General features: G+C 70.2%; 15 protein-coding genes. 8 read left to right on the top strand and 7 right to left on the bottom strand.

The features are described from left to right. The first annotated feature begins 20 nt into the window (after positions 1 to 20). From JWS14_RS30070 to JWS14_RS30060, 3 genes are read left to right on the top strand one after another with little or no spacing between them, the layout of a single operon-like run. Positions 21 to 1,103 carry an ABC transporter ATP-binding protein gene (locus tag JWS14_RS30070; RefSeq protein ID WP_095861299.1) on the top strand — a complete coding sequence of 361 codons (1,083 nt, stop codon included), beginning with the start codon at positions 21 to 23 and terminating at the stop codon, positions 1,101 to 1,103. Positions 1,104 to 1,116: 13 nt separating this feature from the next. Continuing rightward, entirely contained in the window at positions 1,117 to 2,109 is a 993-nt protein-coding gene (gene galE / locus JWS14_RS30065) for a UDP-glucose 4-epimerase GalE (RefSeq protein ID WP_095861300.1), read from the top strand. Between the two features lie 26 nt (positions 2,110 to 2,135). Further along, the gene (locus JWS14_RS30060) at positions 2,136 to 3,455 is read left to right on the top strand and encodes a DUF2252 domain-containing protein (RefSeq protein WP_072937412.1); all 1,320 of its coding nucleotides are present in this window, start codon (positions 2,136 to 2,138) and stop codon (positions 3,453 to 3,455) included. Between the two features lie 5 nt (positions 3,456 to 3,460). On the opposite strand, the gene JWS14_RS30055 is transcribed toward JWS14_RS30060, so the two are convergent. The 3 genes from JWS14_RS30055 to JWS14_RS30045 form a co-directional block, all read right to left on the bottom strand. Further along, positions 3,461 to 4,957 carry a dynamin family protein gene (locus tag JWS14_RS30055; RefSeq protein WP_072937413.1) on the bottom strand — a complete coding sequence of 499 codons (1,497 nt, stop codon included), beginning with the start codon at positions 4,955 to 4,957 and terminating at the stop codon, positions 3,461 to 3,463. Further along, the gene (locus JWS14_RS30050; RefSeq protein ID WP_095861301.1) at positions 4,954 to 6,798 is read right to left on the bottom strand and encodes a dynamin family protein; all 1,845 of its coding nucleotides are present in this window, start codon (positions 6,796 to 6,798) and stop codon (positions 4,954 to 4,956) included. Before JWS14_RS30050 ends, JWS14_RS30055 begins: the two co-directional genes overlap by 4 nt. Positions 6,799 to 6,966: 168 nt before the next feature. Then, positions 6,967 to 10,236, bottom strand: coding sequence for an IniB N-terminal domain-containing protein (locus JWS14_RS30045; protein WP_095861302.1), 3,270 nt, complete (start codon positions 10,234 to 10,236; stop codon positions 6,967 to 6,969). A gap of 358 nt (positions 10,237 to 10,594) precedes the next feature. On the opposite strand from JWS14_RS30045, the gene JWS14_RS30040 reads away from it, so the two are divergent. The 5 genes from JWS14_RS30040 (at position 10,595) to JWS14_RS30020 (ending at position 18,673) form a co-directional block, all read left to right on the top strand. Next, positions 10,595 to 12,442, top strand: coding sequence for an Hsp70 family protein (locus JWS14_RS30040; RefSeq protein ID WP_095861303.1), 1,848 nt, complete (start codon positions 10,595 to 10,597; stop codon positions 12,440 to 12,442). Positions 12,443 to 12,448: 6 nt separating this feature from the next. Continuing rightward, on the top strand, positions 12,449 to 14,407 hold the full coding sequence (locus tag JWS14_RS30035; RefSeq protein ID WP_206015027.1) for a LuxR C-terminal-related transcriptional regulator: 1,959 nt from the start codon (positions 12,449 to 12,451) through the stop codon (positions 14,405 to 14,407). A gap of 119 nt (positions 14,408 to 14,526) precedes the next feature. Beyond that, on the top strand, positions 14,527 to 15,672 hold the full coding sequence (locus tag JWS14_RS30030) for a hypothetical protein (RefSeq protein WP_095861305.1): 1,146 nt from the start codon (positions 14,527 to 14,529) through the stop codon (positions 15,670 to 15,672). A gap of 112 nt (positions 15,673 to 15,784) precedes the next feature. Beyond that, the gene (locus JWS14_RS30025) at positions 15,785 to 17,104 is read left to right on the top strand and encodes a S1 family peptidase (RefSeq protein WP_072937433.1); all 1,320 of its coding nucleotides are present in this window, start codon (positions 15,785 to 15,787) and stop codon (positions 17,102 to 17,104) included. Between the two features lie 258 nt (positions 17,105 to 17,362). Continuing rightward, entirely contained in the window at positions 17,363 to 18,673 is a 1,311-nt protein-coding gene (locus JWS14_RS30020; protein WP_095861306.1) for a S1 family peptidase, read from the top strand. An 88-nt stretch (positions 18,674 to 18,761) separates the two neighbouring features. Here JWS14_RS30020 and JWS14_RS30015 read toward each other — a convergent pair whose 3' ends face one another. The 4 genes from JWS14_RS30015 to JWS14_RS30000 all read right to left on the bottom strand — a co-directional run bounded on the left by JWS14_RS30015 (position 18,762) and on the right by JWS14_RS30000 (position 21,867). Beyond that, positions 18,762 to 19,463 (bottom strand): DUF8020 domain-containing protein, encoded by a 702-nt coding sequence (locus JWS14_RS30015; RefSeq protein ID WP_095861307.1) that lies wholly within the window; start codon positions 19,461 to 19,463, stop codon positions 18,762 to 18,764. Further along, positions 19,460 to 20,170 carry a DUF8020 domain-containing protein gene (locus JWS14_RS30010; protein WP_241031512.1) on the bottom strand — a complete coding sequence of 237 codons (711 nt, stop codon included), beginning with the start codon at positions 20,168 to 20,170 and terminating at the stop codon, positions 19,460 to 19,462. Before JWS14_RS30010 ends, JWS14_RS30015 begins: the two co-directional genes overlap by 4 nt. 383 nt (positions 20,171 to 20,553) lie before the next feature. Next, positions 20,554 to 21,228: a DUF8020 domain-containing protein gene (locus JWS14_RS30005; RefSeq protein ID WP_072937437.1), complete on the bottom strand. Its 675-nt coding sequence runs from the start codon at positions 21,226 to 21,228 to the stop codon at positions 20,554 to 20,556. A gap of 294 nt (positions 21,229 to 21,522) precedes the next feature. Continuing rightward, complete coding sequence (locus tag JWS14_RS30000; RefSeq protein WP_241031511.1) at positions 21,523 to 21,867, bottom strand: hypothetical protein; 345 nt, start codon at positions 21,865 to 21,867, stop codon at positions 21,523 to 21,525. Positions 21,868 to 22,502 lie beyond the last annotated feature (635 nt).

The following is a 22,502-nucleotide window of genomic DNA, read 5'->3' as shown; positions in this document are numbered from 1 at the left end:
TCCACGACCAGGAGAACACCATGGCACGAGTCACGTACGACGCAGCCACCAAGATGTACCCCGGTTCCGATGTGCCGGCGGTCGATTCGCTGAACCTCGACATCGAGGACGGCGAATTCCTCGTCCTCGTCGGCCCGTCCGGGTGCGGCAAGTCGACGTCGCTGCGGATGCTCGCCGGCCTCGAGGACGTCGACTACGGCGCCATCCGCATCGGCGAACGCGACGTCACCGCCCTCGCCCCGAAGGAACGGGACATCGCGATGGTGTTCCAGAACTACGCCCTGTACCCCCACATGACGGTCGCGAAGAACATGGGATTCGCCCTCGAGATCGCCGGCATGGACAAGGCCGAGATCGGCCGCCGCGTCGAGGAGGCCGCCAAGATCCTCGATCTCGGCGACTACCTGAACCGCAAACCGAAGGCACTGTCCGGCGGGCAGCGACAGCGAGTCGCGATGGGCCGGGCGATCGTCCGCAACCCGCAGGTGTTCCTCATGGACGAGCCGCTGAGCAACCTCGACGCGAAACTCCGGGTGCAGACCCGTACCCAGATCTCACTGTTGCAGCGCCGACTGGCCACCACCACCGTGTACGTCACCCACGACCAGGTGGAGGCCATGACCATGGGCGACCGCGTCGCCGTCATGAAGGCGGGCGTCCTGCAGCAGTGCGCGAGCCCGAAGACGTTGTACGAGAAGCCGGTCAACAGCTTCGTCGCCGGGTTCATCGGATCACCGGCCATGAATCTGTTCGAGGTCGACGTCGTGCACGGCGACGCCCGGATCGGTTCGCTGTCGACGCCGATCGAGCGGTCGGTGCTGGGCGCCCTGGACACCGGGCGGGTCGTCGTCGGCGTCCGCCCGGAGGCGTGGACCGTGTCCGATCAGGGCACCGCGGTGAAGGTCGACGTGGTGGAGGAACTCGGCGCGGACGCCTACATCTACGGACGCCTCGTTCGCGACGGTGACCTCGGCGGACACGACATCGTCGCCCGGGTCAGCGACTCCGCCTCCCCGGCCAAGGGCGACGTGATCCGGCTGGCACCGGACCCGGCCCGCCTGCACTTCTTCTCGCCCACCACCGGCGCCCGGCTCGGCGACTGACCGGGGGGAAACAGTGAAACTTCTCGTCACCGGCGGTGCCGGTTACGTCGGCAGCGTCTGCGCGCAGCGACTGCTCGAGTGCGGCCACACGGTCGTGATCGTCGACGACCTGTCGACCGGCAATGCAGACGCGGTCCCGGCGGGGGCGGAGTTCGTCGAGGACGACGTCGCGATCGCAGCCCACCGCGTTCTCGGCGCCGGGGATGTCGACGGCGTGTTGCATTTCGCCGCCCGCTCACTCGTCGGCGAATCGGTGGAGACCCCGGAAACGTACTGGCAGGCCAACGTCGTCAAGACGCTGACGCTGCTGGAGGCGATGCGTTCCTCCGGCACCGGCCGGCTGGTGTTCTCCTCCACCGCGGCGACGTACGGCTCGCCGGATTCCGTGCCGATCACCGAGGACGCACCGACCCGGCCGACCAACCCGTACGGTGCCACCAAACTGGCGATCGACCACGCGATCACGTCGTACGCGCACGCCCACGGGCTGGCGGCGTGCAGCCTCCGGTACTTCAACGTCGCGGGCGCGTACGCCGGTCTCGGCGAGAACCGTCGCGTGGAGACCCACCTGATCCCGCTGGTGCTGCAGGTCGCGGCCGGGGACCGCGACGAGATCTCGGTGTTCGGCACCGACTGGCCCACCCCCGACGGCACCGCCGTCCGCGACTACATCCACATCCGCGACCTGGCCGAGGCGCACGTCCTCGCGCTCGAATCCGCCCAGCCCGGAACGCACCGGATCTACAACCTCGGCACCGGCACCGGGTTCAGTGTGCGGGAGGTGATCTCGTCCTGCGAACGCGTGACGGGCCGAACCATCGCCACCCGGGACGCCCCGCGCCGCGCCGGCGATCCGGCGGTGCTCGTCGCGTCGGGTGCCCGTGTGCAGGCCGAACTGGGCTGGCGGCCGAGCTACACGGACCTCGATGCGATCGTGGCCGATGCGTGGACGTATCTGCAGTCGCTGGGGGCGCGGGAACGCTACCGTGGTTCCGTGCGGTCGTGACCGGTCGCCGCGAGAAGGAGGCTGCTGTGGACGTCGACGATTCCACGAGGCAGGGCCGGATCGTGGAGGTCCTCGTCGAGGCCTTCGCCGGTCTGATGGAGGCGGACCCGAGCGCGTTTCGCACGAAGTTCCGGAAGATGGCCGCCGATCCGTTCGCCTTCTACCGGGGCAGCGCCTGCCTCTTCTACGACGATCTGCGTGACTTCGACGATCCGTGGGCGGACGAGCGCACCGGCCGCGTGTGGATTCACGGCGATCTGCACCTGGAGAATTTCGGCACGTACATGAATTCGGAGGGCACCCTCGTCTTCGACGTCAACGATTTCGACGAGGCGTACGTGGGGCCGTTCAGCTGGGATCTTCGCCGGTTCGTCGCGAGTCTCGCACTGATGGGCTGGCAGAAGGCCCTCCCCGAGAGTGATGTCCGGGCACTCGCCGACACCTATCTGCGCAGTTACGTCGCGCACGTCCTGCAGTACGTGCAACGGGAGGCGGACGAGGCGTACGCACTGCGCCTGGACAATTCGCGCGGCGCAATCCAGGATCTGCTGCTGAGCGCGCGCCTCGCCACCCGGGTGGACCTGCTCGAATCCGTCACGGTGATCGAGGACTACGACCGGCGTTTCCGGCGGGGCCGCGGAGTCCGCGAACTCGACGAGGACGAACGCACGACCGTGTGCGAGGCGCTCGAGACGTACATCGAGAGGGTGCCCCGCAGCAAACGATCCGCGCGACCGGTGTTCTACCGGGTCAAGGACGTGGTCGGGCGGAAAGGTTTCGGGATCGGCAGCGCCGGCCTCCCGGCGTACAACGTGCTCATCGAAGGGGCGACGCAGGCGCTCGAGAACGACATCGTGCTGTCCCTCAAGCAGGGCAACGTCGCCGCGCCCAGCCGCGTCGTCGACGAACCCCGTGTCCGCGACTACTTCGAGCACGAAGGCCACCGCACGGTGGTGAGTCAGCGGGCTCTGCAGGTCCACACCGATCCGCTGCTCGGCTACACCGAGATCGGTGACACCGGTTTCGTGGTCGCCGAACTCTCCCCGTACGAACTGGACCTCGACTGGTCCGACCTCACCGAACCGGAGGACATCGTGCCGGTGCTCGAGGACCTCGGCCGGGCGACGGCGAAGGTGCACTGCGTCTCCGACGAAGACAGCGATCAGACCCTGGTCACGTTCCAGACCGAGGACGCGATCCAGAACGTCGTCGACGGCAGGCTGGACGAGTTCGTCGGCGAGATCATCGACTTCGGCATCGCGTACGCCGAGGTGAGCCGCAAGGACCACCAGCTGTTCGTGGACGCGTTCCGGGAGGGTGAGATCGCGGGCGTGTCCGCGACCTGACCCGCCTACAGGCGGACCGTGTTCAGTTCCTCCAGAACACCTTCCGCGCTGCGGGCGGCGACGGTGCAGGCCCTCGCCGTGAACTGGTCGAGCAACGGGTGCCGTGCGCGTTCGCGCCACTTCCGTACCGCGGCGAGTGCCCGCATCCGCTGCAACTCCACGGAGTCGTCGCCGTCGGTGCCCAGCCGTTCCGGGATCTGGATGCCGAACCCGCCGATCAGGCGCTGCAGTTCGGCCACGTCGTCGGCGGGCAGCCCCACCTCGGTGGAGCGCAGCCGCCCGAGCAGGCGCAGTTCCTGGAAACCGTGCACGTCGGACAGCAGTCGTTCGGCCGATATCAGGATCTCGCCCGCCCCCGGCACCGGATGCGCCGTCAGGACCCGCTTGAGTGCCACCAGCGCCGAGTGGGTCTTCAGCTGATCGGCCCGCTGCCCGAACTGGATGTCGATCACCTGGCGCAGTTCGTCGAGACCGCTGCGTTCCACCAGTTCGGCCGCCAGCGTCGGCGAGTCCTTGGTGCCCAGCCGGATCAGGGTGACGGCCATCCGGATCCCGAAGAGCCCGAAGCGATCCGCCAGCTGGGCCCGCATCCGGGCGTCCACGGGAAGCGGACTGTCCTCACGGGCGAACCGGTCGGCCGACAGCATCGCCAGGTTCAGGTCGTCCACCGGGACCTCGGCGAGATGCTGGAACGCGGTGAACTCGGCCTGACGCATCGTGCGGGCACCGAGCGCCAGCAGACCCGCGACGGGGACGACGGCCTGGCACAGCCCGGTGCGCTCGAGTTCGCCCGCGAACCGGGACGCCACCTCCTTCGCGGACATCATGGCGTCCAGGCGTCCGGCCCCCACCTCGTCGGCCCGCGACACGACCCCGACCACACCGAGCGGTCCCGATTCGTCGCCGACGTGGTCGCCGATCTGACCGAGGAACTGGACGTCGGTCGCGTTGAGGGTGCGCAGCAGGTAGACCACGGCGTCGGCGCCGGACGCCTCGTTGTCCGGGGTGAGCATCTCGAGCGTGCGGGCCGAGACGTCCCGCGACAGCGAGGACGTGCCTGGGGTGTCGATGATCGTGGTGTGCGCCAGCGCGGACGACGGCCACTCCACGTCGAGGCGGTCCACCTGATCGGCGGTGAGATGACCGAGGTCGAACGTGAGATGTCCGTCCCGGCGCAGCACCGGGACGTTCGCCGAACGCTGACCGCCGGTGCCCGGGTCCGGCTGGTACCAGGCCGTCACGGTCGGCGTCGACCCGCTGCGATACCAGGTGACGACGCGGGTGCACTCGGTCGCGTCGGTGGGCGCGATGTCCTGCCCCACCAGGGAATTGAGCAGAGTGGACTTGCCGGCCTTCAGCGAACCGGCCAGGGCCACCCGCAGCGGTTGTTCCAGTCGCCGGGCGCATTCGGTCAGCTGATCCCGGATCTCGGGGCGGCCGGCGTACAACTGCCGGGCCGAGGCGATGAGTGCCCGGGCTTCCTGGAGCGGAGCGGCGGTCATGCCGTGACCGCTCCCACATCGCCTGCGACGAGTTGCGCGGCCTGCTGTTTCAGCTCGGAGGCGACGTGCAGATCCTTCTCGAGTTGCGCGATGCGGCGGGTCCGCTCGGTGGACTCGAGGTTCGCCGCCTCCTGCGCGGCCCGCAGCGACTCGTTGATCGACCGCAGCGCCTGCTCGGCGATCGCGGTGAAGTGGTCGCGCAGCAACCGTTGGATCGACCGGAGCCGATCCTTCGACTCCTTGCCCACCTGGAAGCTGGCGTCGTCCGCGAACCGGCGGATCGCGGTCTTCGCCTCCGCCCGCCGCTTCAGGATCCGGCTCTCCCGGTCTTCCCGGTATGCCTTGGTGCCCAGCAGGACTCCCGCGCCGATCGAGATCGGATTGACCAGGGCCATCCCCATCATGGTGGTGATCAGACCGAACATGAGGACGCCGCCGTAGGAGCCGCGCATCCCGACGAGGACCTTCTGCGTGATGCCGATGCGTCCGGCCTCGAGGTCGGCGAGCGACGCCACCGGTTCGAGGACGCCGTCCACGTTCGCGACGTCCAGGTGCGGCAGTTCGACGGCACCCGTCTCCGCGAAGTGCTGCGCCACCACCTCGGCCAGCCACAGCGCGCGGTCGTGGGCCCAGACGAAGTTGTCGCCGATCGCGGTGGCGAATTCCTGCTCGAGCCACTGGCCCAGCGCGTCCCAGTCCTTGCCGGGATCGCCCTCGTCCACCGTCTCCTCCGCCTCCCGGGTGACGCGGCGCAACCGGTCCCGGAGGTCGTGGTCGATGTCCGCGGCCAGGTCGGCGATGCCGTCGCCGAGCGTCTGCTGCCACAGCGACGTCTTCTTGTGCAGTTCCTCGGCGGCCGCCTTCGCCTTCTGCAGTTCCGCGACCGCGGCGACGCCCTTCGCCGGATCACGCAGGGCGGCAAGCTCACTGCCGATCCCCAGGGTCAGATGCTCGGCGGCGGAGGACACGTCCAGCGACACGGCCCGGCGGGTATTCGCCTCCGCACGCGCCACCACCCGGTCGCGCAGGAACGCGTACAGCTCGACGAAACCGGATTCGGTGTTGAGTTCCTCGTCCTGCAGTCGCAGCGCGTGCGAACGCAGCACCGAGGAGATCGGGATCAGGGGAACGTCCAGACCTGCGCGCGCGAGATGCCCGCGATCCGCCTCGACGATCTCGCGCCAGTGCGGGTACAGGTCGGTCTTGCTGATCAGGCAGGCCACCGACGGGCACAGGCTCGTGACCTGGCGGATGAAACCGAGCTCCGGCTCGGTGAATTCCTGGCTGGCGTCCGACAGGACGAACACGGCGTCCGACGCCGGAATCAGTCCGAGCGTGCTCGCGGCGTGCGGGTTGCCTGCACCGCCCACCCCGGGGGTGTCGACGAGGACCAGCCCGTCGGCGAGCAGCGGGCTCGGGACGTTCACCTCGACGCGCAGCACCTCCCGGCCCCCGGCGCGGGGTGAGGCCGGGGTGATGCCGTTCAGCTCGTCGAGTGGCAGCGGCACCCGGATCGGGTCGGCGCCCGGATCGGCGAGGACCAGCTCCACCGACGCCGTCTCCGCGTTCTGGACGACGGTGGGGATCGCCGTGGTCTCGTCGTCGCCCACCGAGCACACGGTGAGATTGAGAAGCGAATTCACGAACTGGCTCTTGCCCTGCTTCAGCGGCCCGACCACCACGATCCGCATCCGCGGATCCTGCACCCGGCCCCGGGCGGAATCCAGGCGCTGGGCCAGGTCGCCGCGACCGAACCGCTTCGCCACGTCCAGGGCCTGCTCGAGCAGCGCCGTCATCGACTGGGATCGGGCTGGACTCTTCTCGGCGGCTGCACTGTCCATGAGCTTCGTTGACCCGCAATTCTTCCGACCTCGTGCGGGCACCTGTTCGGTGCCCCGACACCCGACTGTGAAACAGCCCCGCACGCATAACGCGTCCGGGGCTGATTTCGTTACATCGTACGGCGGTCCCGGCCGCCCCGTCTGGGGGATGCCGGAACCGCCGGCTCATCACGGCTCGAGGTGATCGACCACGCCCGTGACGTCGTGCGAGAGGTCCACCGAGGAGTCGGTGTCACCGAACAGCGAACCGTCGGTGTCGGCGTGCAGGCCCGAGTCGGCGCCGAACGCGTTGTCCGCGTCGATCGACGACCAGGTGTCGGCCCCGGTGTCGACGGCACCGCCCAGGGTGGATCCGAGGCCGCCGGCGATCGAACCGGTGGTGTCGACGACGGCGCCGCCGACCGCTCCGAGGTCCGCGGAACCGTCCGCGGCGGCGGAACCGCCTGCGGAAGCGCCACCCGCGACCGATCCACCGGCGGACGCTGCGCCGTCGAGGGCGCCGCCCACTGCCGCTCCGCCGTCGACCGCTCCACCGACGGCACCGTCGAGGGCGCCGCCGACCGAGGTGCCGAGCGATCCGAGACCGCCCACGCCACCGGACAGTCCGGCGCCGAGATCGGCGGCCGCGTCGGTGGTGGCGTCCAGGCCCCCGGTCAGACCTGCGGTGGCGTCGACGGCGCTGTCCACGCTGCCTTCCAGTCCGCCGGCCACGTCACCGCCGATTCCGGCAGCGGCGTCCACGGTGCCGCCGAGGTTCGCGTCCAGGCTCGCACCGGCGTCGGCGACCGCGCCGACCGAGGCGCCTGCCTCACCGACCGCATCGACGGCACCGCCGACGCTGCCGGTCAGTGCGGAGCCGAGGCCCGCACCGGTGTCGAAGATTCCACCCAGACCACCGGTGAGGCCGCTGGTCAGACCGGCGCCCAGGCCACCGGCCGTGTCCAGTCCGCCGACCAGGTTGGTTCCGAGGCTGCCGCCCAGGTCTGCGCCGGCGTCGGCAACCGCACCGACTCCCGCCGCGACACCGGCACCGATGCCGGCCGCTGCGTCCGCGCCGCCCGCCACACCGCCGCCGACGGCGCCGCCCACGTTGCCCGTGACGTCAGTGCCCACGTCGAGCAGCCCGCCCAGCGCGCCGTCGATGCCGCTCGTCAGGCCACCCGCGAGACCGGTGCCCGCGTCGAGCGCACCGTCCAGGGCGCCGCCAACACCGGCCGCGGCGTCGAGTCCGAGGTCGGCGTCCAGAGCGGAGTCGAGATCGAGCCCGCCACCGGCCTCCAGTGCCGTCTCCAGTGCGGAACCGAGGGTCGCGCTGAGGCCGCCGTCCGCGCCGAGGACGCCGCCGAGAGCGGTGCCCAGCGTGCTGCCGATGCTTCCCTCCGCGCCGAGGACGCTGTCGAGGTCGAGGGCGCCGCCGGTCTCGAGCGCACCGCCGAGCACACCGCCGAGGGCCGCGCCGAGATCGGCGCCCGCGGCGCCGCCGGCACCGAACGCACCGCCGAGCAGACCACCCAGGTCGGTCGCCCCGCCGAGGTCGACTCCGCCGTCCGCGCCGAGCACCGCGTCGAGCGCCGCGCCGAGGCCCGCGGTGGCGTCACCGTCGACTCCGAGCACTCCGCCGAGCGCGCTGCTGATCGTGGTTCCCAGATCGGCACCGGTGTCGAGGACGCCGCCCAGCCCGAGACCGCTCTCCAGTGCGCCGCCCAGGACCGTGCCCAGGTTCGCGCCTGCGTCGCCGCCCAGACCGAGGGCACCGCTCAGTGCCGTGGTCAGCTCGGAAGTCAGTTCTCCGCCGAGGCCGAGGTCGCCGCCCAGGCCGAGGTCCAGTCCGCCGTCCAGCAGGCCGCCCAGGTCGATGCCCGTCACGCCGCCGGCACCGAGCGCGGCGTCGAGAGTGCTGCCCAGTTGGGTGGCCAGGCCACCGTCCAGGCCGAGGGCGCCGCCGAGGACCGTGCCGAGTGCGGCGTCCAGTCCCAGTCCGCTGCCGAGTGCACCGGACAGTGCGCCGCCGAGGCCGCCGTCCAGATCGAGGGCGCCGCCGAGCAGACCGCCCAGGGCTCCACCGAGGTCACCGCTGACGTCGCCGCCGGCGCCGAGGACGCCGCCGAGGATGCCGCTCAGCGCGCCACCGAGGCCGCCGTCGGCACCGAGCACGGCACCGAGGTCGAGTCCGCCGCCGGCACCGAGCACCGCGTCCAGTGCGGTACCCAGACCGGCCGTGAGGTCGCCGCCGACTCCGAGTTCACCGCCGAGCAGCCCGCTCAGGGCACCGCCGAGGCTGCCGCCCGCACCGAGGATCGCGTCGAGGTCCAGTCCGCCGCCCAGGTCGGCGATCGAACCGAGCGTCGCGCCGAGGGCGCCACCGAGGTCTGCACCGAGGTCACCGCCCGCACCGAGGACACCGCCGAGCGCGCCACCGAGGACCGCGCCGAGGTCGGTGCCGAGGACTCCGCCGAGCGAACCGGCGACGTCGCCGAGCAGGTCACCGCCGAGCAGGCCTTCGAGGGTCGCGCCCAATCCGCCGCCGGCGCCGATCGCCGCGTCGAGGGCGCCGCCCAGCGTGCCACCGAGACCGGCGTCCACACCGAGCACGCTGCCGAGGGTCGTTCCGAGCACGCCACCGAGGTCGAGGCCGGCACCGACTCCGGTGAGGATGTCGCCGTCCACGCTGCCACCGAGGTCGACGACGCTGGCGAGGGCGGCACCGAGAGCCGCACCCAGCTCGGCGCCCAGGTCGCCGCCGATCGACAGGGCCGGCGCGAGGATCCCGGTGAGACCACCGGCGACGTTGACCACCGGCAGGGCCGTGATCGCCGCGGTGAGGGTGGTGGCGAGCTGCGCGGTCAGGTCGGCGCCCAGCCCGAGCGCTCCTCCGAGGGCTCCGCTGATCGTGGCGCCGAGGTCGAGTGCACTGCCGAGGTCGACGCCACCGGTGAGAGACAGTGCCGCGTCGAGGGCCGCACCCAGCGCGGCACCGAGCTGTGCACCGATCTCGCCGCCGATCTCCAGTGCGGCACCGAGCGCGGCGCTCAGGCCGGCCGCCAGTTCCGCGGCGAAGTCGAAGTCGCCGCCCAGGCCGGCACCCAGGCCGAGGCCCGCGCCGGCTCCGAGACCGACCGCACCGCCGAGGCCGCCGCCGAGACCGAGGCCGGCGCCCAGGCCGCCACCGAGACCGCCGCCGACACCTGCGCCGATACCGCCGGCGACGTCACCGGCGACGTCGGCACCGGCGTTGACGATCGCTGCCAGGTCGGCCCCGCTGCCCGCGAACAGTCCCGACTCCGCGACCAGCGGAGCGACGGAGACGATGTCCGCGTGGCTCACACCCTGCAGACCGGCAGCGCACAGCGCGTCGGTCGGGTTGGCGCAGTAGGCCGCCGCAGCCTGCTCGTCGCGAAGAAGGCCGAGGATGAAGTCGAGGACGGCGTTGGTAGCCATGGCAATCTCTCCTGTGGTCGAGGTTCGGGGAGTTCGGGTGGCCACCACAACTGCTGTGACGGCGAGTGAAATACACGTTATGGATCGGCGGCCCCCTTCCCAACGGGGCGGCGCCCCCTACTCGCGGACCCCGGTATCGGGGATCTCCCACCGGGGGTCGGAGCCTCGCCGTTAGGGGATGAGGGGGCATTAGGGGATCGGCCCCGTAACTGCCGTCGACCTGCGCATCGGCGTAACGAAACGGCCGCCGCACGCGACAATTCGAGTGACCACGACGGCCCCGGCCGTCACATACGACGGCGGCACCGTCCGCCTGACACAGGCGGCGTGACGCCCGCCCGGACCACAGGAGTGGAACATGGCTGCAGCGCTCGGCATCGGTGTCGGATCGGTCAATACGGTGGCCGCCGTCGACACGGACGGGGCGAGCGTGACGGATGCCGCCGACCTCACCGTCCTGTCCCGCGCGAGTGTTCTGCACCTCTCCCCCGACCGCGCACCCGTACTCGGCGCCGACGGCGGCGAACCGGATGCGGTGACGGTGTCCGACTTCGCGAACCGCGTCGGCGACCCGGTCGGGATCCTCACCGACGACGGCTCGACCTACTCCGGCGAAGACCTCGTGGCCACCGCCGTGAGCTGCATCGTGCACGAGGCGGCATCCGGCAGGCACGGCCTCCCGGCCACCGTCGTCGCCCACCCGACCGTCTGGCCGCCGTACACCGTCGGCGTCCTCGCCGACGCGCTCGAGCAGGCCGGCGTCGCGGACGCCACCCTCGTGTCGGAGGCGCAGGCGGTGATGACGTGGCTCGAACGGACCCGCGGCACCCTCGGCGACGCGTTGACCGTCATCTACGACCTCGGCGGCACCTCACTCGACATCACCCTGTTCCGTTCGGACGCACATGGCACGGAAACCGGGGTCCTCGGCAAGCCGGTGCGGTCCGAGGACTTCGGCGGCGCCCACTTCGACCACGCCGCCATGCAGTACGTCCTCGGCAACGTCGCCGACGAGTTCGGCGACATCGACCCGTTCGCCCCCGACACCGTCGCCGCGCTGACCCGCCTGCGGACCCGGTGCACCGCGGCGAAGGAGGCACTGTCCTCCGACACCGAGGCCACCATCGGCATCGAACTGCCCGGCATCTCCACCGATGTGCGGCTGGTGCGCTCGGAACTCGAAGACCTCATCCGCGAACCCCTCCAGGACTCGGTGACGCTGGTCCGCGAGAGCATCCACGCCGCAGGCCTCGAATCCAGCGACGTCACCCAGGTGGTACTCACCGGCGGCAGCGCCGCGATCCCGCTCGTCGCCGAACTTCTGTCCGCGGAACTGCGGGTTCCTGTCGTCGCGGCCGAACGTCCGGGCCACACCGCCGCCCTGGGTGCCGCGCTGCTCGCCGCCGACCGGGATGCGGGACGCGCCGCCGCCCCGACCGTCGCGCGGATGCCGGTCGTCGTTCCCACCGCCGCGCCTGCCACGGCAGCGCCCGCCGCCGTCCCGGCCGTCGAATCGGACGCCGACACCGTCGTCCTCGCCGCCCGGCCTCCCGCACCGAGACCCGTCGACCCCGCCCCCACCGGGATGTCGCGCAAGAAGAAGGCCGGGATCATCTCCGCATCCGTCGCCGCCATCGCCCTGCTTGCTGCGGGCGGGCTGTCGCTCGGCACGGTCTTCGACGTCGCACCGGCGTCCACATCCAGTTCGGGTTCGACCACCTCGCAGTCGTCGGGCACGTCGGCGGGCGCCGCCTCCACGTCCGGTCTTCCGGCGGAGGCCGCCGCGACAGGCGCCGTCGCACCCGGCACCGAGGCTGCGGGTGTCGCCGCCGCAACCGGTGTCCCCGGCACCGCGGCCGGCGTCGCGACTCCGGTCGCCGCACCCGGCACCGTCCCACCCGGCACCGTCGCACCCGCCGCGGCCCCACCGGCTGTCGCGGCGCCCGGCACGGCCCCGGCCCCCGCCGCTGCGGCGCCTGCCCCCGCACCCGCACCCGCACCGGCACCCGCACCCGCCCCCGCGCCGGCACCTGCGCCCGCTCCGGCACCGAGCGTTCCGTCCGACGGCGGCGCCGCGATCGCCAACACCATCGTCGGCGGTGCCGGCGCGGTGGGTAACACCGTCAACGGCGTGGGCGACACGGTCGGCGGCGTCGTCGGCGGAGTCACCGGCCTGGTGCCCGGCGTCCTCGGCAACGGCGGATAGGGCGACGTGTCCACGCTGCCCTCACCGCTCCCTCCCACGGAACTCGCGGACCTCGACAGCCCGCAACTCTCCGCTCTCGCACTGGTTCTACTCGGCAGCGACCTCGACGAGACCGTCGTCGCCCGGGTACTCGACGTCGAACCCGACCGTGCCCGCGCGGCCGTCGACGCGCTCCGTTCGGACGGCTGGGTCGACGAACGGGACACGCTGGTTCTCGCGGACCACACGCGCCTCATGACCACGCTCGGCGAGAACCGCCTGCACATGCTGGCCCGCCGCCTGCTCGCCCATCACGTCGACGGCGGAACGCTCACGCTTCCCGTTGCCCGCGCGGTGGCCGCGACCGGCACACCCAGCGAGGAATTGAGCCAATTCCTCTGTGCCCAGGCCGAACTCGCCGAACCGGCCGTCGCCGTCGCGCTGTACGCCGAAGCGGGCCGGGTCGGCAGGCTCCGCGACACGGCCGTCGTGGCGTACGCCGAGGCGAGCGCCCTGAACGGTGACCTCGACACCGCGGTCGGGCTGGCCGATTCCGTCCTCGAACGATCCGCGACCGTCGACGGCCCGGAACTCGCTGCGGCCGTCCGGATTTCGGCCGCAGGCGCCGCGTTCTGCGGCATGATCGACCGCAGCGCCGAACTGTACGCCTGGCTCGGCGCGGACCGGGCGGGCGCCGACGCCCCCCTCGCCGCCTCCGTCCTCGTGGTCGCGGGCCGACTCGACGACGCCGAAGCCGTTCTCACGACGAGCGCGGGCGCACCCCCCACCGCCGCCACCGCCGGCGCCGCCCTCGTCGCGACCGGACTCGTGCAGTCGGTGACCGCGTCCGCGAATGCGGCACTGAACTCACTGACCCGCGCCCTGTCGCTGCCCGGCCGCGCGTCGCGGCCCCGGATGCTGCCCGACTCCCCCGCCGCGATCACCGCCCTCGCCGCACTCCACTGCGGCGAACTCGCCCACGCGGACGCCGTCCTCACCCGGGCCCGGGAAGCCGAGCGCCCCGGCAGTGTCACCGCGAACCGGCACCAACTGCTCACCGCGTGGACGTCGATGGTCCGCGGCGACCTCACGTCGGCGCAGTCCCGGCTCGACGGTCTCGACGCCGCGTCGATGCACCAGCGCGATCTGCTGTTCGTCCACGGCCTGCGGGTCGGGCTGGCGCGGCGCACCGGAGACAACGCGGCCCTGCTCCAGGCGTGGGCGGGTGCGCAGGGCGTGCTCGCCGAGTACTCGGTGGACCTGCTGAGTCTGCTGCCGCTCGGCGAACTGTGGCTCACCGCGATCCGGGTCGGCGAACCCGGGCGGATCACCCACCTCGTCGAGGACGCCCGGTCGTTGCTGCGGACCCTCGGCGAACCGGCGATGTGGGGGTCGGCGCTGCACTGGTACGGCGTGCAGGCCTCGATCCTCGCCGAATGCCCCGCCGATCTGATGCCCCACGCCCGCGCACTCGGCGAGGCCGCCAAGGTCAGCACGTACGCGTCCGGGCTCGCCGCCGCCGGTCGCGCCTGGCTGCGCGTGCTGCAGGGCGACATCGACGCCGCCACCGTCGAGGACGCGGCCCGCACCCTCGACCGGATCGGCCTGCCGTGGGACGGCGCGCGCCTCGCCGGTGAGGCCGCGTTGCGCGCCTCCGACACCCGGGCGGCGACCACCCTGCTGCAGGTCGCCCGGGCCCTGCGCCAGCCGACGTCCGCCGGCAACGGCACCGACTCCGCGGTCGTGCCGAGCCCGAGCACGCCGGGGTCGCTCACCGACCGCGAGGCGGAGGTCGCCGAACTGCTCGTCCAGGGGCTGACGTACCGGGAGATTGGGTCGCGCCTCTACATCTCCGCGAAGACGATCGAGCACCACGTCGCCCGGATCCGCCGGCGGCTGGGCGCCGGGTCGCGGTCGGAACTGCTGTCGATGCTGCGTGCGATGGGCCACGGGTCTGCGGCTCCGCCACCTGTGAGTGCTTGTTAACCGCCGGCGGTTAACAAGCACTCACGGGTGCCGTATGTAACCATTCGGCATCGGCGCGCGACACACTGTGCACGTGGTGCGATGACGCACCTCTCGAACCGTGCCAGTAAGGATCTTCCATGACCACCGGAGTCGGACTCACCGTCGGCGATTCGGTTTCCACGGCGGTGGTGACCGCTTCCGGAACCGACGTGAGGACGATCGAACACCCGTCCGTGCTGTTCACGGCCCCGGACGGCACTGTTCAGCTCGGCGACCCCGGCACGGAGTCGACCGGCGCCGTCCGCGACTTCCTCGCACGCGTCGGTGAGCCCGCGGGCATCGAGTACGCGGGTTCCCTGACCCGCGCCGAGGACCTCGTCGCGACGGCGATGTTCTGCCTGTTCCGGGAGGCGTCGGACGGACTGTCCGGCACGGTGAAGGTCACCGCGACCCATCCGTCGGACTGGGCGCCGGAGATCGTCACGAAGCTGCGTGAATCCCTCGACTACATGGGTCTGGGCGACGCAACTCTCATCCCGGAGTCGGTGGCGCTCGCCGCGTCGCCGGAGTCCCCGGCCCACGGTGCGGCGCTGCTGGCGGCCGGGCTGGCCCTGACCGACGAGGACACGAGCGCCGACACCGAGTCGATTCCCGTCGTCGAGGCCCCGTTGCACACCGCGTACTCCGCTGTGACGGCGGTGCCCGCGGCGGCGGCTGCGTCCGCCGACGCGTCTCCGCCGGCCGAGACCGAGGCGAGCGCACCGACCGCAGCCGCCAAGCGCCCCGACCGTCGGCCACTGATCATCGCCGGTGTCGCCGCGGCCGCACTGGTGGTGGCCGGTGGGGCGGTCGCGTTCGCGCTCACCGGCAAGAACAGCACCGCGGTCCCGTCGATCCAGGACGCCCAGACCGCGTCGGTGACGACGTCGACCGCGCGACCCACACCGGTCGCACCCGCGGTCTTCCCGACGGCGAGCACGCAGGAGGTGGCCGTGACGACGGAGTTCGAGGCCCCGATCCCGGTCGCTCCCCCGCCCGCCCCGGTGGAGAGGACGTCCGTGTTCGTGCCGCCGCCCCCGCCGACGACGACCACGACGACGACGCCGGTGATCACCCTTCCCTCGATCACCACGGTCCCCCAGACCACCACGACGACCACCGCCGCGACGACCACGACGACACCGCCGGAGACAACCACCACCACCACGACGACGAAGGAACCGCTGGCCGCGACCACCACGACGACTCCGGTGCTGCCTGCGCTGAAAACGCCAGGTCAGTGAGGCTTCGGTCGCACCTCCCCGACGGGTCGACCCGTCCGTAGCTTAAGGTGGGGCGCTGATACCCACCCCAGAAGGAATCCCCAGTGAACGGATTCCGTGCAGAAGGGATTTCATGCGTAACGTGCTGGCGCACCGCGCCGCTGTTGTAGGCGCCTCGGCAATGCTTCTTCTCTTTCCGTTTTCCACTGCCGCCCAGGCCGACCCTGTTACGCAGCCCGACACCACGCAGCTGAGCGCCGACAAGTTGCCGGCCGAACTCGTCGAGGCCATTACCCGCGACCTGAAGATCAGCCCGCAGGAATACCTCGACCGCGCCGCGAAGGCACAGGAGCTGGGTAGTTACGCCGAGGATTTCCGGGAGCAGCATCCCGACGACTTCGCCGGGGCGTGGATCGGCCTCGACGGCAAGCCCGTCGTCGCGGTCACCACGAACGAGGCCGCCGACGCCGCAGCCAAGGCCGGGTACGACACCCGCATTGCGCCGGTGTCCGCGAACGGCCTGGAGAAGACCCTCTCCGACGTGAACGGCTGGATCGCGGGACTGCCGAAGGACGTGGCTTCCCAGGTCAACTCCGCGTCGATCGACGTTCTCGACAACCGCGTCGTCATCGACGTCGTCAACAGCCCCGTCGGCCAAGCGCTGAACCTGCCGACGCTGCTCGCCAACGTCAAGGTGATGCTGAGCCCCGGCGGCGGCGGTCCGGTGGAGCGGGGTCCCCTCGCCGGCGACACGTACATCACCACCGCGGGCGAACTGCCGAAGACGCCGATCTCGGAGATCTCCGTCTGCTCGCTCGGCTTCAACGCCGTCGACGACAGCGGCCAGGCCGTCAACATCAGCGCCGGGCACTGCAACCCCGCCGAGGGTCAGCAGTCGCCGGTGTTCCTCCCCAATCACCAGAACGTCGACGACAGCCAGCAGATCGGCGTGTTCTCGAAGTCGTCGGTGGGTAACCCGGCCGACAAGCTCGACTACTCGGTGATCAAGCTGAACGACGCGGGTGTCAAGGCCGGCCTGGACCGTCCCGCGGTGCGCGGCGCGAACGGCACCACCCTGGAGATCACCGGCACCGCCCGTCCCGTCGTCGGCGCCCCGATCTGCAAGTCGGGCCAGACGTCGTCGTTCACGTGTGGTGTGGTCGCCGCCGATCACGTCGAGACGCAGTTGTTCGTGGCCGACGGTTCGAGCCGCGTGATCAACGGTTTCGCGGGCACCGCCTGCACCCTCGCGGGTGACAGCGGCGGTGCCATCGTCACCGGCACTCTCGCACTGGGCATCACGAGTGGTTCCAATGCCAGCGGCGCCCCCAACTGCACGGAGGCGAACCTGGTGCTGGCACCGGAGGGTGGCACGGCCAGCCTCGGCATCCCGGTCGCGGACATCGTGGACACGGTCGGATCCGGGATGCGCGTGCGCACCATCTCCGACTAGTTCGCCACCGCTTTCACCCTGCGCCCGGTGCCCGTTTCGTCTCGGACACCGGGCGCAGGTGTGTGTACGGCAGAAGCGCCCCGGCTGTCCGGTGTCCGCTTTGTCCAGCGGCGTCGTCCGCCGAGAGTGTTACAGGTGGGAATAGACGGGGCGAACCCATATAGTCGACTCCGACTGTGTACGGCCTTACCTGTCAGGGGGGTCGTATTCGCGTGCGCCCGCGAGGCAACTGCGAACAAACAACATAGAAAGGCCCCCATGCGAAGCTCCATCGCACGTCGTGCCGCCGTGTTCGGCTCCGCCGCGCTGCTGCTCCTCGGTCCGGTCACCGCCTCCGCTCAGGCCGATCCGGTCGAGCCGGGAGTGTCCGGCCAGGCCGCCAAGCTGCCCGCGGAACTGATCGACGCAATTTCGCGTGATCTGTCGCTGAGCCCGGACCAGTACCTGGAGCACTCCGAGCTGGGCCAGAAGCTGGCCGAGTTCGCGAAGATCGCCCGCACCCAGTTCCCGGACGCCTTCGCCGGAACGTGGCTCGACAACGCAGGCACCCCGATCGTGGGGCTCGCCGACGGCGCCGACAAGGAGGCTGCGGTCGCCGCAGCCGAGAAGGCCGGCTTCCAGGTGAAGGATGTGGCGCAGAGCGAGAGCAGCCTGCAGCAGCAGGTGAAGTCGCTCGACGGTTGGCTCGACACCCAGCCGCCCGCCGTCGCCGATCTCGTTCGCGGCGTCGCCATCGACATCGTGAACAACGATCTCGTGCTCCGCGCCGACAACGTCGGCGGGTTGCAGCTTCCGGACTTCCTGAAGGGCGCCCGCGTCGTGCAGTCGCCTGCGACGGCCGCTCCATTGCCGTCCACCGATCTCACCCCCATCGCCGAACCGCTGCCCGCCGACGCCCTGCTGGGCGGCGACGCGTACGGCTCGCTCGGCGGCGGAGTCGGGCTGCGCTGCTCGCTCGGGTTCAACGGCACCGACGGCTCGGGCAGGCCGGTGAACATCACGGCAGGGCACTGCGACCCCAACCGGGCCGCTGCAGGCACCGCGGAGGCGTCGGAGGCGTTCTCCCTGGTCCCGGGTGGCACCGGTCCGCGGATCGGCACGTTCGCCAAGACCAGCCTGGACATCCACGACTACTCGATCATCCGGGCCGACGACGACGCCGCCCGCCGGTTCGAGAACAACGGCGTCCGGGTGCCCGGTGCGGCGCCGGTCGCGATCACGGGAACCGCCGACCCGGTCGTCGGCGCCCCGGTGTGCAAGTCGGGTCTGACCACCGGCTTCACCTGCGGTCGCGTCACGTCCGTGGCGCAGACCGTCTCCGTCGGTGAGCGCACGCTGGCCGACAGCTTCTCGACGAGCATGTGCGCCCTGCAGGGCGACAGCGGCGGCACGATCGTGACCGGCACGCTGGCCCTCGGAATCTCGAGCGCCTCCAACGTCGGGCAGTACCCGATCTGCCAGGTCGCGGACGTCGTCACGTTCGTCCTCGGCGAGAGCCCCGAGTTGTTCGCCACGCCGATCAACGAGGTGCTGGCGGAGAATCCGGGTCTGCGCGTCCGCACCTCGTAACGCAACGCCTACCGACGACGACGGCCCGCTTCCCTTCGGGGAGGCGGGCCGTTGTCGTCGGCGCACTGGTGGGCTGCGTACGAACCGATCAGGCGGTGGGTTCCGGCGCGGGCGGAACGAACGGCGTGTTGATGGTGATCAGGTACTGGATTCCGAGGATCACGAGCGCGGCGCCACCGACGAAGATGGTTCCGGCGAGCCCGCCGGCGGCGAATCCCGCCATGAGGCCGCCGAGGCATCCCACGGGAGTGCCGATCACGGTCACGGCGAGTAGCCCGCACCCGACGGCGAGACCCACGACGCCGAAGATCACCCCGAAGATCAGGCCGCCGATCAGCGTCGCGTAGCCGAGATAGCTGTTGAAGTCGGCCAGCGCGACGTCGTCGCGCTCTTTCTGTGTGTCGAATCCGTCCTGCGCCACCGATTTCAGTGACGCCGCAACGTCGTCGGGAATCTGCGGGGTGAGTTTCACCGTGCGGCCGTCGAGATCGGCGTCGATCGGATACACGACATCACCGAGCCGAATCGTGAGCGGCAGCGCAGCAACCACCTTGCCGCTGCCGTCCACCACCTCGATCGCTTCCCGGGTGTCGGTGATCCGGAACGCGCCCGCGTCGATCGACGTGATCACGGACTCACCCTCGGCGTGCGCCTTGTACCCGATGTCGGGCGAATCCTGCTGCGTCAGCGGCGCTGCATGTGCCGTCCCTGCGGAGATGCCGAGGGAGGCGACGACGAGGAACGCTGCTCCGGTGACGGCCCGCAGGTTCCGTGCAAACCGGCCGCTCATGCCGCGGGTGCCGGTGCGACGAACGGGCTGTTGATGGTGTTGAAGTACTGGATACCCAGGACGACCAGGGCGCCGCCGCCGACCACGATGGTGCCGGCGAGCGCGACGACGGGCGCCACGATCAGCGCCCCTCCGATGCATCCCGCCACCGGCCCGGCAAGACCGAGGAACGGAATCACCAGCGCCGCCGTGCCGGGGATGATGCCGACCGCGCAGCCGATCGCCCCGCCGATGATGGCGGCGACGATCGCGGTGATCGCGGTCGTGATTCCGAGTTGCTGCTGGAAGTCGTCGAGTGCGCGCTCGTCGCGTTCCTGTTTGTCCTGGGGTGCGGCGACGTCGTCGAGGGTCAGCCGTTCCGACACGGGGACGGGTGTCGCTGCGGAGGGATCCATGTTCGGGACGAGTCGCAGGACACGCGCGGACTCGTCGACCGCGACGGCGAAGGGATGCTGCAGGTCGTCGACCCGGAAGAACGTGGGAATGGACGCTACGACGCGGCCACCGTCGTCGACGACGTCGACGGTGTCGTTCGCGGCGTTGATCGAGAAGGCGCCGGCGTCGAGGGTGGCCACAGCGGCGTCGCCGTCACGAGCGGTCTGGTAGTTGATGTTCGGGATGCCCTGTTCCGCTGCCGGCCGGGGTGCGGCGGCTGGATCGGCGTATGACGTGGCCGCCCCGACTCCCATCGCCGCGACGACGAGCATGGATGTGGCAGTAAACCGTCGGAGGTTCATCGAGACCCGTTTCAAGAGCAGCGCTGTGACGGACGAAGGTTAGCCTAAGCATTGGCAAATCCGGCAGGCCAGCTCCGCCGCTGTGACGAGGTTCACTTTCGGAAAGTGCATACGACGACGAACCGCCCGCCTCCGGAAGGAGGACGGGCGGTGTCAGGGGTGCTGCAGCCGTGCGGCTACTTCACCCATTTCGTGGTGCCGGAAAGCGTGCAGACTTCTCGCGAAGACATCAGAGCAGCTTCGGACCGACAGTCACGATCGTGATCACGTAGCCGAAGATGTCGGCCAGGATTCCGAACAGTTCCGCCATGAATACTCATACCTCCCCTGGGCGCACGCGCCTCTGCAACCAGCTACTTCGAACCTTTGTCGTTCTTTGCCCAGACCGTGGTGCCATCGGGCGCCGTCAGAGTCTGCGCAAGCTGGATCCCCGCGACGACCAGGGTCGGACCACCGACGATGACGGTTCCGGCAATCGCACCGACCGCCGCGAACACCGGGACGGTGGCCAGCGCGACGGGCCCGGCAATCAGGCCGACCAGTCCGATCGCGCCGCCGACGACGGTGCCGGCCAGTCCACCGACCGCCGAGGCCAGTGCAAGCTGCTGACCGAAATTGGCCTGGGCGCGCGTGTTCTCTTCGACCGAGGCAACGTCGCTCAGCGGAAGATCGGCGTCCGCGATCGGCGTTGCCTTCGCGCGATCGATGACGGGAGTCAACGTGAGAGTCTTGCCGTCCTCGCTGACCTTCTCGTCGAACGGGAACTGCAGACCGTCGAAGCGGTACGCGAGGGGCAGCGAGAGGACGGCGTTTCCAGCGCCGTCCTCGAGTGAAACCGATTTCCGATCCGACGACACCACGAATGCGCCTGCGTCGATCTTCGTGACGACTGCCCGATCCTCCACCCGGGTCTCGTATGCGATGTCGGCTCCGGGCTCGGCCACGGGTTCCGCGATCGCCACCCCGGATCCGGCCGCGAGTGCACCCACCAAAAGTGCCGAAGTCGTAACGAAACGACGCAACTTCATTCCATCCCCTTAAGGTTCCAACCCCATCCGTTGCTAAACAGTAACTTGCCGCTGTGACAGATCCCAATTGAGTTTCGACTCGAGAAAAGCCGCTTCACCAATAGTCGACGAGGGGTTATGGAATTTCGGATCAGGAGCGGGGCCGGGACCGAATTCCAAGAATGGCACCAGTCGTCCATTCAGTAATTGCGACAGAAAGCGGGGAACCGGTCGGTTTCTTCGCGGAGGCGGCCCGCACACGACCCGGCCCCGCCGTGCATGACACGACGGGGCCGGCGGATCGAGACGAGGGCCCTACTCGTCCCTGTCCGCGTAGATCGACGTCCCCGGGGCGGCGTTGTACGTCTCCCACAACTGGTATGCACTGACGCCGAGAGTGGGGCCACCGGCGACGATGGTTCCCACTACCCCACCGATGCCCGCCCCGGTGACGAGACCCGCGACACATCCGGCGGGAAGTGTTGCGATACAACCGATTCCGGCACCGGCAATGGTTCCGATCAGGCTCCCGACCGTGACGGCGATACCCACCTGCGCACCGAACTGGCCGAAGGCCCTGTCGTTCTCCTCACGGGACGCGACGTCGTGGAACGGCAGCGGGAGTACCGCGGGTGCCGACGCGGTCGGCGCGGGCGCCACAGGGGCGGGTGTCGAAGCCGGCCCCGCGTGGGAAACTCCGGCAGCAAGACCCATGGCGGCAACCGCCAGGCCTGCCGTTACTGCAGCTCTTCTCACGATCATTGATGCCTCATTTCAGGACCGACGCGACGAAGTACTGATGTGATCGAAGTGCACTGCACGACCCCCGTTTGCGACCGCTGACCAGGGCCGGAAAACACGCTCAGAGTAACAGTGAAATCACGGCCGAAATGTTCATTGACGAAAAATTCATCGGGTATCGAGGCACCGGTCGGCAGTTGGCCGATCACAACGCAATTCGCATGAATTACATGGTGTGAATTACGTTCGGAAGGCGGATTTTCGGCAGCGGCGACATCGACGCTTCGGATTATTTGCCCGTCGTTATCCCGCCGCAACGCAACCGCGTCGAATTCGTGACGCAAACTGCGGCTGGAGCAGCCCTCGAGGGCTATTGGACGGCCCCGCGAGGCCGTCGGCCGAAGTTAGGGCGACCTTGGGTGAACGCCGCAAATTCGACCCTTTAACGTGGCGAACAGAAAGTCCGATTGTGGCATGCGCCACATGCCGCATCGGCGCCCCAGCTGCAGAAATGCCCCTGAACAGGGCTAAGTTACCCATAGGTAGGATAGATA

The organism is Rhodococcus koreensis (genome assembly GCF_017068375.1).
Classification (GTDB): Bacteria; Actinomycetota; Actinomycetes; order Mycobacteriales; family Mycobacteriaceae; genus Rhodococcus_F; species Rhodococcus_F koreensis.
Note: the sequence above shows the minus strand (reverse complement) of the source record. Positions and strands in the feature narration are given on the sequence as shown.

Coding starts and splice junctions, on each gene's coding strand:
- JWS14_RS30070 (WP_095861299.1), top strand. CDS start 21: ATGGCACGAGTCACGTACGACGCAGCCACCAAGATGTACCCCGGTTCC.
- JWS14_RS30055 (WP_072937413.1), bottom strand. CDS start 4,957: ATGACCGCCGCTCCGCTCCAGGAAGCCCGGGCACTCATCGCCTCGGCC.
- JWS14_RS30050 (WP_095861301.1), bottom strand. CDS start 6,798: ATGGACAGTGCAGCCGCCGAGAAGAGTCCAGCCCGATCCCAGTCGATG.
- JWS14_RS30045 (WP_095861302.1), bottom strand. CDS start 10,236: ATGGCTACCAACGCCGTCCTCGACTTCATCCTCGGCCTTCTTCGCGAC.
- JWS14_RS30040 (WP_095861303.1), top strand. CDS start 10,595: ATGGCTGCAGCGCTCGGCATCGGTGTCGGATCGGTCAATACGGTGGCC.
- JWS14_RS30030 (WP_095861305.1), top strand. CDS start 14,527: ATGACCACCGGAGTCGGACTCACCGTCGGCGATTCGGTTTCCACGGCG.
- JWS14_RS30025 (WP_072937433.1), top strand. CDS start 15,785: ATGCGTAACGTGCTGGCGCACCGCGCCGCTGTTGTAGGCGCCTCGGCA.
- JWS14_RS30020 (WP_095861306.1), top strand. CDS start 17,363: ATGCGAAGCTCCATCGCACGTCGTGCCGCCGTGTTCGGCTCCGCCGCG.
- JWS14_RS30015 (WP_095861307.1), bottom strand. CDS start 19,463: ATGAGCGGCCGGTTTGCACGGAACCTGCGGGCCGTCACCGGAGCAGCG.
- JWS14_RS30010 (WP_241031512.1), bottom strand. CDS start 20,170: ATGCTCGTCGTCGCGGCGATGGGAGTCGGGGCGGCCACGTCATACGCC.
- JWS14_RS30005 (WP_072937437.1), bottom strand. CDS start 21,228: ATGAAGTTGCGTCGTTTCGTTACGACTTCGGCACTTTTGGTGGGTGCA.